The sequence below is a fragment of the Mesorhizobium sp. M7A.F.Ca.US.007.01.2.1 genome (assembly GCF_003998165.1).
Lineage (GTDB): Bacteria > Pseudomonadota > Alphaproteobacteria > Rhizobiales > Rhizobiaceae > Mesorhizobium > Mesorhizobium ciceri.
Map to the genome: position 1 here is coordinate 1 of NZ_RZQP01000146.1, position 15,568 is coordinate 15,568.

The window sequence follows — 15,568 nt, forward strand, 5'->3', positions numbered from 1 at the left end:
GCATTCCGCGTGGCCAGTTCGAGGCGTCGCAGGCGCTTGGCCTGCCGTTCCTCCTGACCTTGCGCAAGGTGGTGCTGCCGCAAGCGATCCGCGTCGTCATCCCGCCGATGACCAGCAACTGCGTCTCGATGTTCAAGGACACCTCGCTCGCCTCCACCGTGGCGCTGCCGGAACTCTTGAAGGAAGCGACCAACGCGCAGTCGCTCTACGCCAACCCATCGCCGCTGATCGGCGCCGCCCTTGTCTATCTCATCTTCCTCTGGCCGATGGTCCGCCTCGTCAGCCTGCTTGAAGAGCGCTTCAAGACCGAAAAGAAGCGCTGACCTCGCCAACCGATCCCACCCCGTCCAAGCCCTCCGCAGGAGCCTACCCGTGAATAAGCATCAAACCGACAATGCGAATGCCACCGCGTTCCCCGTCGACACCATCCGCGCCATGTTTCCAGCCTTGCAGCGGGCCGGCGATTTCATCTTTTTGGACAACGCCGCCGGCGCGCAGATCCCGCAGAGCGTGCTCGACGCGGTGACCAATCATCTGGTTTCGCACAATGTGCAGCGTGGCGGCCGCTATGGCCGCAGCGTCACCGTCGACCAATCGGTCGCCGATGCGCGGACAAGCGTCGCTCTGCTCATCAACGCCTACAGCCCGGCGGAAATCTGCTTCGGCATGAATGCCACCTCGTTCATCCGCCTGGTCAGCCTCGGCATCGGCCAGATGCTGCAAGAGCGCGACGAGATCGTCGTCACCGACATGGATCATGACGCCAACATCGCGACTTGGCTGGCGCTGGAATCGGCCGGTGCGAAATTCAAATGGTGGCGGATGCGTGAGGACGGCAATCTGCATGTCGACGATCTGCGTCCGCTGGTCTCGGACCGCACCCGCCTGGTCGCCTGCACGGTCACGGCGCACTCGATCGGCTCGATCGTCGATGTCGCTGCGGTGGCTGGGATCGCGCATGCGGCCGGCGCCGAAGTGTTCCTCGACTGCGTGCATTACGGGCCGCATGGACTGATCGACGTGCAGGCCTGGGATTGCGACTATCTCGTCTGCTCCGGCTACAAGAATTTCTCGCCGCATATGGGCTTCCTGTGGGGCCGTTTCGAAACGCTGAAGCGGCTGCCGACCTTTCGCGAGGACTTCATCCCCGACGAGCCGCCCTACAAGGTCGAGGCCGGCACCTTCATCTACGAGAACGTTTCCGGCATGGATGCGGCGGTGCAGTATCTGGAACTGATCGGCCGCAATCTGGCGCCGTCCAACAACCGCTCCCGACGCGAAAACATCGTTGCCGGCATGGGCGCCATCCGCGACTACGAGCTGGTGCTGGCGCGCGAGATGCTGGCCGTGCTGAAGGATTGCGGGGCAACCATCTACGGCGTTGCCGACGAGGCGCGCATCCATGAGCGCGTGCCGACCTTCTGCTTCAACATCGGCAAACTATCGCCGCAGCGGGTCGTCGAGGAAATGGCCGAGATGCAGATCGGCATCCGCGACGGCCACATGTACGCGCCACGGCTGATGAAGCGTCTCAACCTCTCGATGGACAGCGGCGCCATCCGCGCCTCGCTGGTCCACTACAACACGGTCGAGGAAGTCCGGCGCTTCGGCGAAGCTCTGCGTGCGATTGTCGCGAAGTTGTCCCGAGCTGCGGCCTTCGGGCCGGTCGAGTAGTAGGCTGCGGCTACATTGGGGGTCGTAATCCTGGGGTCTGCGCGACGCTTCGCCCTAGGCCCTGTACTGATAAATGAAAAAGGACTGCGATAGGTGGAAAACTGCCCTCCCAGCATGCAAGATGGCTGATGGCCAATTTATCGTTCCAGCACTTGAACACCGATTGGAATGCCGAGCCCAATGCTCCTGACATAGAGCTGGTAGTCGAAGGCAACAGCGTCCGCCTTTCCTTTCGTCTTAACCCGTGGGCCTACAGTGCCGAGCCTGGAGAAATTGCGACGCTACGATTCCTCGGCTGCAGTCGTTTTCGTTGGGACGCGACGAACGATCATGCATGGTTTGCAGGAAAAGGGCTTTACGGCGGTCAGGCTCCGAAATGGGGCGAGTTCTACGAGGTTATGGGCGACACTCGGGTCGTCGAGGATGACGATTGGGATGTCTTGTCGGCGGATTTGCCGACCTCCCGTCAATTCCTGTTCTACTTCCGTGACGACACAATTGAGATCGTGGCTCAAGATTGGTTGCTGACACGGGAAACACCACTGGCCGCTGAGGACCCCTCCGGCTGAGACTTTCATACTGCGGCGGAATCTGATTCAGACTCCGCAATAATATGAAGGTCCCGGTCGAAAAACGACTCCATTGCGGATCTACACCCAAGGATATATGCTGTCGCAGCGCGCCTAGGCATCCCGCTTCACCATCGCGCATGTTCCATGAAAGTAAAGAATAGATTCGACTCGCTCATGCACGCGGTCTGTGCTGGTCATGGGTATTGCGGAGGAATGCACGGCGACAAATTCATGCATGTCACCGATTTTATCCCTCAATCCGGTGATGTCACAGCGGACCAATTCGTGGAATGGGTCTTTCTAGCTGAAATTGAGAACAAGAGTGAGCGAATGTCCCCCAGATGGGATCGGCATCGCCAAAGGATACGAAGCTATTTTGTTGAGTACATGGGATCAGACGTCATCGATGCCAGCCAATTAAAATGGGGTGTAGAGGGCTAAGCCAGCCCCTTTGCCCTGCTTCCCAATCATCGCGGTCATACTGCATTTATGAGTTCACGACCTAGGATGACGAAAAGCCTCAGGCGGCCTTCTTCTTCGCCAGCCTCGCTTTGATCGACGCGACGTCGGCGCGCGGCGTCGCGGCGAACAGCGTCCTGGTGTAGCTGTGCTTGGGGTCGGCGAAGACCTCGTCGCGCGAGCCGTATTCCACCGCTTCGCCGAAATACATCACCATCACATCGTCGGCGATGTAGCGTACCACGGACAGATCGTGGCTGATGAAGACGTAGGTCAGCTGGAACTCGTCCTGCAGGTCGGCGAGCAGGTTGAGCACCTGCGCCTGCACCGACAGATCGAGCGCCGAGACCGGCTCGTCCAGCACCAGCAGGCTCGGATTGAGCATCAGCGCGCGGGCAATGGCGATGCGCTGGCGCTGGCCGCCGGAGAACATATGCGGATAGCGATTGTAATGTTCGTGACCGAGCCCGACCTTCTTCAGCATCTTCATCGCCAGGTCGCGCCGCTCGGCCGCCGGCTTGTCGGTGTTGATCAAAAGCGGCTCGCCCAGCACGTCGCCGATCTTCTGGCGCGGATTGAGCGATCCGTAGGGGTTCTGGAAGACGATCTGCACCTTGCGGCGCATCTCCTTGGTCAATCCGCCCTTGGCGATGTCGACCTTGTTGCCGTCGATGAACAATTCGCCCGATGTCGCCGGATCGATCAGCGTGATGATGCGGGCAAGCGTTGACTTGCCGCAGCCGCTTTCGCCGACAATGGCCAGCGTCTTGCCCTTGTCGACCTTGAACGAGACGCCCTTGACCGCGTGCACGGTGCGCGGCCCGGTGAACAGGCCGCCGCCGATGTGGTAGTCGCGGACGATGTTCTTGCCTTCGAGAACCGTGGTGCTCATCAGGTGGCTCCCGCAGCAGAAGGCGCCGGCTCGAACATCATGTCGGAAACGGTCGGCAGCCGGTCGCCGACGGCGTTTTCCGGCAAGGCCGACAACAGCGCCCGCGTGTAATTGCTCTTTGGCGATTCAAACAGCGACAGCACGTCGGCCTCTTCCATCTTGCGGCCCTTGTACTGGACGATGACGCGGTCAGCGGTCTCGGCCACCACGCCCATATTGTGGGTGATCATGATCAGGCCCATGCCGTATTTGGCCTGCAGCGAAACCAGCAGATCGAGGATCTGCTTCTGGATGGTGACGTCGAGCGCCGTGGTCGGCTCGTCGGCGATCAGCAGTTTCGGATTGCAGGCAATGGCGATGGCGATCATGACGCGCTGGCACTGGCCGCCGGACATCTGGTGCGGGAAGGAACTCAGCCGCTCTTCAGGGTCGGCGATGCCGACCAGCTTCATCAGTTCGATGGCACGCGCCCGGCGCTGGGCGCGGTCCATGCCCATGTGGAAGCGCAGCACCTCCTCGATCTGGAACCCGACGGTGAAGCACGGGTTGAGGCTGGCGATCGGCTCCTGGAAGATCATCGAGATGTCCTTGCCGACGATCTTGCGGCGTTCGGACGGGCTGAGCTTCAGCAGATCGACGCCGTCGAAGGCCATGCGGTCGGCCTTGACGGTTGCCGTGTTGGGCAACAGCCCCATCACCGCCAGCATCGACACCGACTTGCCGGAGCCGGACTCGCCGACGATCGCCAGCACTTCGCGCGGCTCGATCGACAGGTCGATACCTTGCACGGCCATGAACGGTCCGGCCGCGGTGTCGAAGGAAACGGTGAGGTTCTTGATCTCGAGCAGAGGCATGCTCAGGACCTCTTCAGCTTGGGGTCGAGCGCGTCGCGCAGACCGTCGCCGATCAGGTTGATGGCAAAGACGGTGATCAGGATGGCGAGGCCAGGGAAGGTCACCACCCACCAGGCGCGCAGGATGAACTCGCGCGCTTCGGCCAGCATGGTGCCCCATTCCGGCGTCGGCGGCTGCGCGCCCATGCCGAGGAAGCCAAGGGCCGCCGCCTCGAGGATGGCGTTGGAGAAGGACAGCGTCGCCTGCACGATCAACGGCGCGATGCAGTTTGGCAGGATGGTGACCAGCATCAGCCTGAGATGGCTGGCGCCGGCGACCTTGGCCGAGACGACATATTCGCGGGTCTTTTCGGCCATCACGGCGGCGCGGGTGAGCCGGGCGAAATGCGGCTGCAGCACGAAGGCGATGGCGATCATGGCGTTGACGAGGCCGGGGCCAAGCACCGCGACCAGCACCAGGGCCAAGAGCAGCGACGGGAAGGCCAGGATGATGTCCATGATGCGCATGATCAGCGTGTCGACCCAGCCGCGGCAGTAGCCGGCGAGCAGGCCGAGGATGACGCCTGAAATCAGCGCTGACGTGACAACGACGAAGCCGATGGCGAGCGAGAAGCGCGAGCCGTAGATCAGGCGCGACAGCATATCGCGGCCGACGGCGTCGGTGCCGAGCAGGAACTGCGCATTGCCGCCCTCCTGCCAGGCCGGCGGCGTCAGGAAGAAGTCGCGGAACTGATCGTCCGGCGAATGCGGCGCCAGCAGCGGCGCGAAAATGGCGATCAGGATCAGCAGCGCGAAGACGAAGAGCCCGATCACCGCGCCCTTGTTGACGGAGAAGTAATGCCAGAACTCGCCGAACATCTGCAACCTGGCGTCCTGCGGCTTGACGACGGTCGCGGCTTCGATGGTGGCGGGGCCTTCATTGCTCATGTCAGTTGGCCCGGATGCGTGGGTTGATGACGGCGTAGAGCACGTCGACGATGAGGTTCACCGACATGACGATCAGCGCGATCAAAAGCAACCCGCCCTGCACGGTGAAATAGTCGCGCTTGGAAATGGCGTCGATCATCCATTTGCCGATGCCGGGCCAGGAGAAGATGCTCTCGGTCAGGATGGCGCCGGTGAGCAGCGTGCCGACCTGCAGGCCGATGGTGGTGACGACCGGGATCAGCGCGTTGCGGAAGGCGTGCAGGCCGATAACCCTACGCGGCGCCAGGCCCTTGGCGCGCGCGGTGCGGACATAGTCCTCACCCAGCACCTCGAGCATCGCCGAGCGCGTCTGCCTCGCGATGACGGCGAGCGGAATGGTGCCGAGCACGATGGTCGGCAAGATCAGGTGCGACAGCGCCGAACGGAAGGCGCCCTTCTGGCCCGAGATCAGGGAATCGATGGTCATGAAGCCGGTCACCGGCTTGAAGAAGTAGAGGAGGTCGATGCGGCCTGAAACCGGCGTCCAGTGCAGCATGCCGGAGAACACGATGATCAGCAGCAGACCCCACCAGAAGATCGGCATGGAATAGCCGGCCAGCGCCGTGCCCATGGTCAGTTGGTCGAACCAGGAGCCGCGGCGGATGGCAGCGAAAATGCCGGCGGCCACACCCAGGATGACGGCAAAGATCATGGCGAAGATGGCGAGCTCGACCGTTGCCGGAAAGCGGACAAGGAAGTCCTTGAGCACCGGTGTCTTGGTGGAAAACGAGGTGCCGAAATCACCGCCGAGGATGTTCGTCAGATAGGTCAGATATTGTTGCCAGATCGGCAGGTCGAAACCGAACTGGTGCATGAGCGCCGTGTGGCGTTCGGGCGACAGGCCGCGTTCGCCCGCAAGCACCAGCACCGGATCACCGGGCAGGATGCGCACGAAGCCAAAGGCGAGGATGGTTATCCCGATGAAGGTCGGGATGATGAGGGCGAGCTTGCCGAGGATATAACGCAGCATGGCGGGCGAGTGGGGGCGTCACCACATGGTGGCGCCCCCGTTTCGCAACCTTATTCGGCGATATCGACGCCGTCGAAGCGGTGGATACCGAGCGGATCCATCGCAAAGCCGGTGACGGTCTTCTGCATCGGCATGAACACCTTGGAGTGAGCGAGCGTCGCCCAGGGTGCCTGTTCCTTGAAGATGACCTGTGCCTGTTCATAGAGCTTGGTGCGCTCGGCCTGATCCGAAACGGTCTTGGCCTTGTTGATGAGCGCATCGAAGTCCTTGTTGCACCATTCCGCGCGGTTGTTCGAACCGACGGAAGCGCAGCTCAGGAGCACGCCGAGGAAGTTGTCCGGATCGCCATTGTCGCCGGTCCAGCCGACGATGACGGCGCCGTCGTGATCGACCGCGGAAGCGCGCTTGAGGTATTCACCCCAATCGTAGCTGACGATCTCGACGGTGACGCCGACCTTGGCGAAGTCCGCCTGGATCAATTCGGCGGTGCGGCGCGCGTTCGGCATGTAGGGGCGCGACACCGGCATGGCCCAGACGTTCATCTTGAGGTCCTTGACGCCGGCCTCTTCAAGCAGCTTCTTGGCTGCATCCGGATCGTACGGATCGTCCTTCACTTCCTTGTTGTAGGACCACATGGTCGGCGGGATCGGGTTGACCGCCACCTGGCCGGCACCCTGGAAGACCGCGTCGATGATGGCCTTCTTGTTGATGGCCATGTTGAGCGCCTTGCGCACGCGCACGTCGTCGAACGGCTTCTGCTGGGTGTTGTACATCAGCGCGCCGACATTGAGGCCTTCCTGCTCCTCGACCTTCAGGTTCGCATCGGCCTGCAGGCCGGCGATGTCGGCCGGTGCCGGGTACGACATGATGTTGCATTCGCCGGCCTTGAGCTTCTGTGCGCGCACGGCCGGATCGGTGGTGATGGCGAAGACCAGATCGTCGATCTTCTGCTTGCCGCCCCAATAGTCCGGGTTGGCCTTGTAGCGGATGGCGGCGTCGGTCTGGTAGTCGACGAAGATGAACGGGCCGGTGCCGATCGGCTTCTGGTTGAACAGCTCAGGCGTCTTGTCGGCCTGCAGCTTGTCGGCATATTCCTTGGAGACGACGGAGGCAAAATCCATGCCCAGCGTCGGAATGAAGGTGATCGCCGGCTCCTTGAGGGTGAACTTCACCGTCAGGTCATCGACCTTCTCGACCTTGGTGATGTTGTCGCCGAACTGGTCATTGTAATACTGGTAGGCAATGCCCGGAATGTACTGGAACCAGGGACCGTTCTTGTCGACCTGACGTTCGAACGAGAACACCACGTCGTCGGCGTTGAAGTCGCGCGTCGGGGTGAAATAGTCGGTGGCGGCGAACTTGACGCCCTTGCGCAGCTTGAAGACATATTCCTTGCCATCGTCGGAGATCGTCCAGCTTTCGGCCAGGCCCGGCGAGGTCGTCGTCTTGCCGTGATCGAATTCGACGAGGCGGTTGAAGACGGTGCGCGAGGACGCGTCGAACGTCTGGCCTGCGGTATACGGCGCCGGATCGAAACCTTCCGGCGAAGCTTCCGCGCAGTAGACCAGAGTTTTCGCATTGGCCATGCCGCCCAGGACGCTTGCAGCCAGCAACGCGGCTGCAAAAGTCAGCTTCTTATTCATTGAGCACTCCCTGATGTTCTTCCAAGCCCCTCTATCAGGCTCGCGAAGCGCGCATATAAGCACCGTTTTTCCGGCTTTGGAACACCCCGTTTGCTTACCCCGCGGGAAGCAGGAAAAAAATCCGCAACTTTGCCAAATTGCAGAAAAAATTAGCCGTTTCTTCCGTTCACGAGATTATTAACAGCCGAATTTTTTTATTGATCGCCAGGCTGACGATATAAATGTTCCCGGCGCTTCCGAGCGGCCGTGGGATGCGTCAGGACACCGCCTGGAGCGCTGGCGGCGGCAAAGACTTTCGACGGCAAATCTTTCGCCGCGTTGCCGCAAGGGCAAGACTTGCACGCTCACCAAGGGAGGCAATACATAGGGTGTAGCGGCCGCAGCGGAGGACGCCCTTGCCAATTCAGGGGCGAGTGCGGCACGGATGAACAAGACTTGTCCAGGGAGGAACGGTTGGCAAAAGCATCAAGGACGACGGCGCCGGTGAAAGCGGGAGCCAAGGCGCCGTCGAAAGCAGCCGGTACTGCCAAGCCGAAAGCACCCGTTGCCAAAGCCGCCAAGCCGAAGGCGGCCGCGGCACCTGTAAGGGCAAGCACAAAGCCGGCGGTGAAAGCCCCGGCCAAGGCTGCGGCCGGAAAGACGGCGCCGGGGCGTAAAGCGGGTGCGGCAAAGCCCGCTGCCAGGCCGGCCTCGAAGGCCGCGGCAGCGGTGAAGGCCCCACCGGCGGCAAAGCCGGCCGACGCCACCGCCAACCGATTGCCGAAAGCGCTGACGGCGCTGGCCGCCGGCTTGCCGGAAAAGCCGTGGCTCAAGAGCTATCCGAAAAACGTGCAGGCGGAGATCGGCGCCCTGCCCTACAGCTCGATCGGCGATTTCCTCGTCGCCGCCTGCAAGCAGTTTTCCGCGCAGCCGGCCTTCACCTGCATGGACAAGTCCATCAGCTACACCGATGTCGAGCGGCTGTCGGCGGCCTTCGGCGCCTACCTGCAATCGAAGGGCCTGCAGAAAGGCGCGCGCGTCGCGCTGATGATGCCCAACGTGCTGCAATATCCGGTGGCGATGATGGCGATCTTGCGAGCGGGTTATGTGGTGGTGAACATCAATCCGCTCTACACGCCGCGCGAGCTCGAACACCAGCTGAAGGATTCCGGGGCGCAAGCCATCGTCATCCTGGAGAACTTCGCCAACACCTTGCAGGCGGTGATCGCCAGGACCGCGGTCAAGCATGTGGTGGTCGCCGCGATGGGCGACATGCTTGGCGGGCTGAAGGGCACAATCGTCAATTTCGTCGTGCGCCGCGTGAAGAAGATGGTGCCGGCATGGTCGCTGCCCGGCCATGTCAAGTTCAATGCCGCCATGAAGGCCGGCGCCGGTATGGGCTTCAGGCCGGCCAAGGTGGCAGCCGACGATGTCGCCTTCCTGCAATATACGGGCGGCACCACGGGCGTCTCGAAGGGCGCCACGCTGCTGCACAGCAACGTGCTCGCCAACGTCGCGCAGAACGCGCGGTGGATGGAGGACGCCTACACGATCAAGCCGAAACCCGCGCATCCCAACTTCATCTGCGCGCTGCCGCTCTATCATATCTTCGCGCTGACGGTGAACGCGCTGATGGGCATGCAGCAGGGCGCCCGCAATGTGCTCATTCCCAATCCGCGCGACATCCCAGGCTTCGTCAAGGAATTGCAGAAATATCCGGTGCACATCTTTCCCGGCCTCAACACGCTGTTCAACGCGCTGCTCAACAATGAGGATTTCCGCAAGCTCGACTTCAAGCCGCTGGTGCTGACGCTGGGCGGCGGCATGGCGGTGCAGAAGGGCGTCGCCGAACGCTGGAAGGCGCTGACCGGATGTTCGGTCACCGAAGGCTACGGCCTCTCGGAAACCTCGCCGGTGGCCACCGCCAACAAGTTCACCGCCGGCGACTTCACCGGCACCATCGGCTTGCCGCTGCCCTCGACGGAGATCGCCATCCGCGACGAAGACGGCAACAATTTGCCGCTCGGCGAGGTCGGCGAAGTCTGCATCCGGGGGCCGCAAGTGATGGCGGGCTACTGGAACCGGCCGGATGAGACCGCCAAGGTGATGACCAAGGACGGCTACTTCAAATCCGGCGACATGGGCTTCATGGACGAGCGCGGCTACACCAAGATCGTCGACCGCAAGAAGGACATGATCCTGGTCTCGGGCTTCAACGTCTATCCCAACGAGCTCGAGGAAGTCGTGGCGATGCATCCGGGCGTGCTCGAAGTGGCGGCGATCGGCGTGCCGGACGAGCATTCGGGCGAGGTGCCGAAACTGTTCGTGGTCAGGAAGGATCCGGCGCTGACCGCCGAGGCACTGACCGCCTTTTGCCGCGAGAACCTGACCGGCTACAAGCGGCCCAGATACATCGAATTCCGCACCGAACTGCCGAAGACGCCGGTCGGCAAGATCCTGCGGCGAGCGCTGCGCGAATGATTGCAGCCGGCGGCGCGGATGCCGTAGATGCACCTTGCCGTCCTGACCCGGCAGAGTTCATCAGGACGAACATGCGCCTCGCCCCGGTGCCGTCGGTGCCTGAGATCCAGCTTTTTACACCGCACCCGGCCAGTGGCCTGAGACGGCTTACCGATACGCACCAAAGCGCTGACGACGATGACGACACGATCGAGGCGGACAACAATGGACCTGAGCCGCAGCCGCCTTACTGGGCTTACGTGTGGGCCGGCGGCGCGGTGCTTGCGCGCCATATACTGGATCATCCGCAAACGGTAGCCGGTCGCCGCGTGCTCGACCTTGGTGCCGGCTCCGGCCTTGTCGGCATCGCCGCAGCCAAGGCCGGTTCGCGCGAAGTGATCGCCGCCGAGATCGACCGTAACGGCGTTGCCGCGATCGGCCTCAATGCCGCGGCCAACGGCGTCGAGATCGCCATTGTCGACAAGGACATTACCACGGGTCCCCCGCCGGCGGTCGAGCTCGTGCTTGCCGGCGACGTGTTCTACGGCCCTGAGGTTGCTCTGCGGGTTATCCCGTTCCTCGACCGCTGCCTGGCGGCCGGCATCGAGGTGCTGGTCGGAGATCCCCGCCGCAACGACCTGCCGCTGTCCCGGCTGCGATTGCTCGCCGAATACAAGGTGCCGGATTTCGGCGACGCGAAGGGGGCTGCGACGAGGCTTAGCGGCGTCTTTTCGTTTGAGGAGGGAGCGCGCTGACGCCACAGAGCAAGCCTAAATTCTACTCATTGTGGACAAACATCGAGGGCAGAAAATAGATTCGACTAGCCGTTGGTCGGAGAAGTCGAGTGGCGTGGATTAAAGTTGTTCAACGTATCGGTTTCACAGTTTGCCCAAAATGCGAAAATCGGGGCTTCGATCTTCAGCCAGGCGAAGACATCGACAGCGCAAAGCGCCAAGATCAGGTGCGGCAAATGCGGGTACGTTTGTTCTGCTGATGAGTGGCCCATTGTGTCCGAAAACAAACCAGAAGCTCGATAGTTTCCATGGACTGCTCCCCCATCTCGGCCATTGGCAGAAAATCCCGAGGTGAATCGAGTTTGACCTAGCCTTTCCCGTCAGATCGTCTCCCTGACCCGCGCCGAGAGAAAATCCGGCAGGTCGGCGACCGAATCCAGAACCACATCGGCAATGCCGGCCAGCGATTCGCGGGTGCCGGTGCCGGAGAGCACGCCGACCGCCAGCCCGCAGCCGCCGGCACGTGCCATTTCGAGGTCGTGCCGGTTGTCGCCGACCATGGCGATTTCCGCCGGCTTGAGGCCGGTGAGATCGCTAAAGGCCTGGATGGTGTCGGGCGCCGGCTTCGGATTGGCCACCGCGTCGTAGCCATAGGCCGCGTCGAACAATTGAGCGACGCCGAGCGTGACCAGCGTCTTTTCCGCGCCGCTGGTCGAATCGTTGGTGGCGACGCCAAGCCGGTAGGATTTCCTGTGCAGTGCCGTCAGCGTATCGACGATGCCCGGCAGCGCCACGGCCATCGCCGAGCCCTGTACGGAGGTGATCTCGTTGAAGCGGGCAACCGCAAGCATCTGATCCTCGTTGGACAGGCGTGGGAACCACAATTCGACGACGTCGAGATTGGTGCCGGAGGCAAAGATGGAGTCCGGCTTGAAACGCTTGTTGGCGAAATCGAAGCCGGCAGCGGCCAGCAGCCTGTCGGCTTTCCAGCGATCGCCTTCCGACGCATCCATGGCCATGAAGTCGGCAACGCCGAGCCAGGTGGCGTTGAAGTCGACAAGCGTGCCGTCCTTGTCGAACAATATTCCCTTGATGTCTGCCAAGCTTTTCACTCCGAGCCACGCAAATGCTGGATGAATCCCACAAGGCCAGCGGTCGATGCATCCCGATTGGCGGCACTTTCCTTGCCCTCCACGACAGGCAACAGGCCGGTGGCCAGTTCCTTGCCGAGTTCGACGCCCCACTGATCGAAGGAGTTGATGTTGAACAGCGTGCCCTCGACGAAGACGCGGTGCTCGTAGAGCGCGATCAGCCGGCCGAAGGTGCGCGGGTCGAGCTTTCTGTAGAGGATGGTGACCGAGGGACGGTTACCCGAGAAGACGCGGTGCGGCGCGATCTTGTCGACCTCGGCCGGCTTCATGCCCTTGGCCAGCATCTGGGCGCGCGCCTCGTCCAGCGTGCGGCCCTTCATCAGCGCTTCCGACTGCGCCAGGCAGTTGGCGAGCAGCAGATCATGCTGGTGCTTGAGATCGGGCTCGTGGCCGACGGCCGCGGCAAGGAATTCGACCGGGATGAAATCGGTGCCCTGGTGCAGCAGCTGGAAGAAGGCATGCTGGCCGTTGGTGCCGGGCTCACCCCAGACCAGCGGTCCGGTCGGCGTCGTCACCGCCGTGCCTTCGAGGGTGACGCTCTTGCCGTTCGATTCCATGTCAAGCTGCTGCAAATAGGCCGGCAGCCTGGACAGGCGCTGGTCGTAAGGGATGACGGCGCGCGCCGGGTAACCGCAGATCACGCGATGCCACCAGCCGACCAGTCCCAGCAGCGCCGGCAGGTTCTCCTGCACCGGCGCGGTGCGGAAATGCTCGTCCATCTCATGCGCGCCATCAAGGAAGGCGCGAAAATTCCGCGGGCCGACAGCGATCATCACCGGCAGGCCGATGGCACCCCAGAGCGAATAGCGGCCACCGACCCAGTCCCAGAAGCCGAAGACGCGATCGGGCGCGATGCCGAACTTGGCCACCAGGTCGAGCGCGGTCGAGACGGCGGCGAAATGCTTGCCGACCGCTTCCTTGCCGAGCGCCTTCTCCACCCAGTCGCGCGCCGTCTGCGCATTGGTCATCGTCTCGACGGTGGTGAAGGTCTTGGAAGCGATGATGAAAAGCGTGGTCTCGGCGGAGAGGCCCTTCAGCGTGTCGTGGATATGGGCGCCGTCTATGTTGGAGACGTAATGCGCGCGCGGCCCGTCATGATAGGGCGCCAGTGCCAGCGTCGCCATGGCCGGGCCGAGATCGGAACCGCCGATGCCGATGTTGACGATGTCGGTGATCTTCTTGCCGGTGGCGCCGGCCGCCTTGCCCGAGCGCACGGCATCGGCAAAGGCGCCCATGGCGTCGAGCACGGCGATGACGTCCGCCTTGACGTCCTGGCCATCGACGGTGACGCCCTTGCCGGTCAGGTTGCGCAGCGCCGTGTGCAGCACGGCACGGTCCTCGGTGACGTTGATCTTCTTGCCCGCGAACATGGCGGCGCGGCGGCCTTCGAGATCGGCGGCCTGCGCGAGCTTTTCCAGCTGCTCCATGGTGGTCGCGTCGACCGCGCACTTCGACCAGTCGAGCAGCAGATCGCCGTCGGTGGCGGAGAATTCCACGAACCGCTTGGGATCGGCGGCGAAGGTCTGGCGCATGCTGGCGGGCGCCGCCGCGCGGTGGTCGCGCAAGGCGGCGAGCTGTTTTTGAAAGGACGATTGATCCACTGCCAAACTCCGAGACCTCGAGCCATCATTACGGACCGGATGTTTCCGGCGCGTGTCGTCGCGACAATCTATCGGGCCGAACTCCACCCGTATCAATGCGCAGCGATGACGCACACCCACACGCCGCCATGACGCACGATGTCATCGCCGGGATGAAGCGCCGCGTCACCCCACGATGCCGCAACGCGGCATCAAAAGGACGTGAAGGATCACTGGCATAAATCCCAACGATCAGAAAAATTGATTGGCGCAACCCCTTGTGCCACGGTTACGTTCGGCTGGTCCAGCCAAACGAAAAAGGCTGGCCATCGAGGAAATCTCCCATGCCACAGCGAAACGACACGGCGATATGGTCCGGCCTGTTCCGGATTTCGGCCGAATCCGGCCAAACCCTGCAGGCGCAGATCCGCCAGGCCATCGTAGCCGCCATTCTCGACCGCCAGATCGCCGCTTCGATGCCGCTCCCTTCCTGCCGCATCCTGGCCGAAAAACTCGGCGTCGCGCGCGGAACCGTGGTGCTGGCGTTCCAGCAGCTCGTCGACCAGGGTTTCCTGGTGGCGCGCGAGCGGCGTGGCCATTTCGTCAATCCCGATGTGCTGGCGACACCGGCCAAGCCGCACCAGAAGGCGCCCGACCAGGCCAATGAGATCGACTGGAAGGCACGCCGCAAGATCGCCGCAAGCGACATGCCGCCGCCGGCCAAGCACGAGAACTGGATCAAGTCGTCCTATCCTTTCGTCTACGGGCAGTTCGACCCGGCGCTGTTCCCGACCGCTGAATGGCGCGAGTGCAACCGCATGGCGCTTGCCGTGCTGGAAATCCGCAACTGGGCATCCGATATGGTCGACCGTGACGATCCGCTGCTGATCGAGCAGATCCAGGCGCGGCTCCTGCCCCGGCGCGGCATCTTCGCCAATCCCGACGAGATCATCGTCACGCTGGGCGCCCAGAACGCGCTCTACATGCTGGCGACGCTGCTGATGTCCAAGGGCTCCAAGGTGGCGATGGAGGACCCCGGTTACCCCGACGCGCGCTCGATCTTCCGCCTTGCGGGCGCAGAGATACAGCCGGTGCCGGTCGACCAGTCCGGCATCGTAACTGCTTCTATTCCCAATGATTCCGGCTTCGTCTTCGTCACGCCCAGCCATCATTGCCCGACCATGGTGCCGTTGTCGGCGGAACGGCGGCAGGATCTTCTGGCGCGCGCCAACCGCTACAACCAGATCATCATCGAGGACGGCTATGACAGCCAGCTTCTCGACGAGGCACCGCAGCAAGCGCTGAAGAGCCTCGATCGTTCCGGCCGCGTGGTCTATGTCGGCTCGATGTCCAAGACGCTGGCTCCCGGCCTGCGGCTCGGCTACATCGTGGCGTCCGCCGGACTGATCGCGGAGCTCCGGGCGCTGCGCCGCTTCATGCTGCGTCATCCGCCGGCCAACAATCAGCGCGCCGTCGCACTGTTCCTGTCGCTCGGCCACCACGAGGCGCTGGTGCGGCGGCTGTCGTCAGCCTTCGACGAGCGGCGCAAGCGGCTGGTCCATGCGATTTCCGCCTTCCTGCCGGAATGGCGCTCGACCGATTCGGCCGGCGGTACGTCGCTGTGGCTCGAAGGGC

At 62.7% G+C, this 15,568-nt stretch carries 13 protein-coding genes; 6 read left to right on the forward strand and 7 right to left on the reverse strand.

The window, feature by feature from the left end; genetic code table 11:
- The 3 genes from EN949_RS23020 to EN949_RS23030 all read left to right on the forward strand — a co-directional run.
- The coding region (locus tag EN949_RS23020) for an ABC transporter permease subunit (protein WP_127371789.1) at positions 1–323 on the forward strand (323 nt) is incomplete at its 5' end.
- Positions 324–372: 49 nt separating this feature from the next.
- Positions 373–1,674, forward strand: coding sequence for a cysteine desulfurase-like protein (locus EN949_RS23025; RefSeq protein ID WP_063169940.1), 1,302 nt, complete (start codon positions 373–375; stop codon positions 1,672–1,674).
- 128 nt (positions 1,675–1,802) lie between these two features.
- Complete coding sequence (locus EN949_RS23030; protein ID WP_063169939.1) at positions 1,803–2,243, forward strand: hypothetical protein; 441 nt, start codon at positions 1,803–1,805, stop codon at positions 2,241–2,243.
- Positions 2,244–2,766: 523 nt separating this feature from the next.
- Here EN949_RS23030 and EN949_RS23035 read toward each other — a convergent pair.
- From EN949_RS23035 to EN949_RS23055, 5 genes are all read right to left on the reverse strand, one after another.
- The gene (locus EN949_RS23035) at positions 2,767–3,597 is read right to left on the reverse strand and encodes a dipeptide ABC transporter ATP-binding protein (protein WP_063169937.1); all 831 of its coding nucleotides are present in this window, start codon (positions 3,595–3,597) and stop codon (positions 2,767–2,769) included.
- Complete coding sequence (locus EN949_RS23040; protein WP_024503389.1) at positions 3,597–4,451, reverse strand: ABC transporter ATP-binding protein; 855 nt, start codon at positions 4,449–4,451, stop codon at positions 3,597–3,599. The genes EN949_RS23035 and EN949_RS23040 overlap by 1 nt, the downstream gene beginning before the upstream one ends.
- 2 nt (positions 4,452–4,453) lie before the next feature.
- Complete coding sequence (locus EN949_RS23045) at positions 4,454–5,308, reverse strand: ABC transporter permease subunit (RefSeq protein ID WP_224618710.1); 855 nt, start codon at positions 5,306–5,308, stop codon at positions 4,454–4,456.
- 70 nt (positions 5,309–5,378) lie between these two features.
- Positions 5,379–6,386 carry an ABC transporter permease subunit gene (locus tag EN949_RS23050; RefSeq protein ID WP_063169936.1) on the reverse strand — a complete coding sequence of 336 codons (1,008 nt, stop codon included), beginning with the start codon at positions 6,384–6,386 and terminating at the stop codon, positions 5,379–5,381.
- Between the two features lie 50 nt (positions 6,387–6,436).
- A complete protein-coding gene (locus tag EN949_RS23055) occupies positions 6,437–8,029 on the reverse strand; it encodes an ABC transporter substrate-binding protein (RefSeq protein ID WP_013527993.1) in 1,593 nt (530 codons plus the stop codon).
- Positions 8,030–8,482: 453 nt separating this feature from the next.
- Here EN949_RS23055 and EN949_RS23060 point away from each other — a divergent pair, with 453 nt between their 5' ends.
- Entirely contained in the window at positions 8,483–10,489 is a 2,007-nt protein-coding gene (locus EN949_RS23060) for a long-chain fatty acid--CoA ligase (protein WP_127367516.1), read from the forward strand.
- Positions 10,486–11,223, forward strand: a complete 738-nt coding sequence (locus tag EN949_RS23065) for a methyltransferase (RefSeq protein ID WP_027161817.1) — start codon at positions 10,486–10,488, stop codon at positions 11,221–11,223. The genes EN949_RS23060 and EN949_RS23065 overlap by 4 nt, the downstream gene beginning before the upstream one ends.
- Before the next feature lie 359 nt (positions 11,224–11,582).
- On the opposite strand, the gene EN949_RS23070 is transcribed toward EN949_RS23065, so the two are convergent.
- Both EN949_RS23070 and pgi read right to left on the reverse strand, forming a co-directional pair.
- Positions 11,583–12,305 (reverse strand): HAD family hydrolase, encoded by a 723-nt coding sequence (locus tag EN949_RS23070; protein ID WP_063169934.1) that lies wholly within the window; start codon positions 12,303–12,305, stop codon positions 11,583–11,585.
- A 5-nt stretch (positions 12,306–12,310) separates the two neighbouring features.
- The gene (pgi, locus tag EN949_RS23075) at positions 12,311–13,954 is read right to left on the reverse strand and encodes a glucose-6-phosphate isomerase (RefSeq protein WP_082826639.1); all 1,644 of its coding nucleotides are present in this window, start codon (positions 13,952–13,954) and stop codon (positions 12,311–12,313) included.
- Positions 13,955–14,277: 323 nt separating this feature from the next.
- On the opposite strand from pgi, the gene EN949_RS23080 reads away from it, so the two are divergent.
- Positions 14,278–15,568 (forward strand): PLP-dependent aminotransferase family protein (locus EN949_RS23080; protein WP_164782533.1); only part of this gene is annotated, 1,291 nt, incomplete at its 3' end.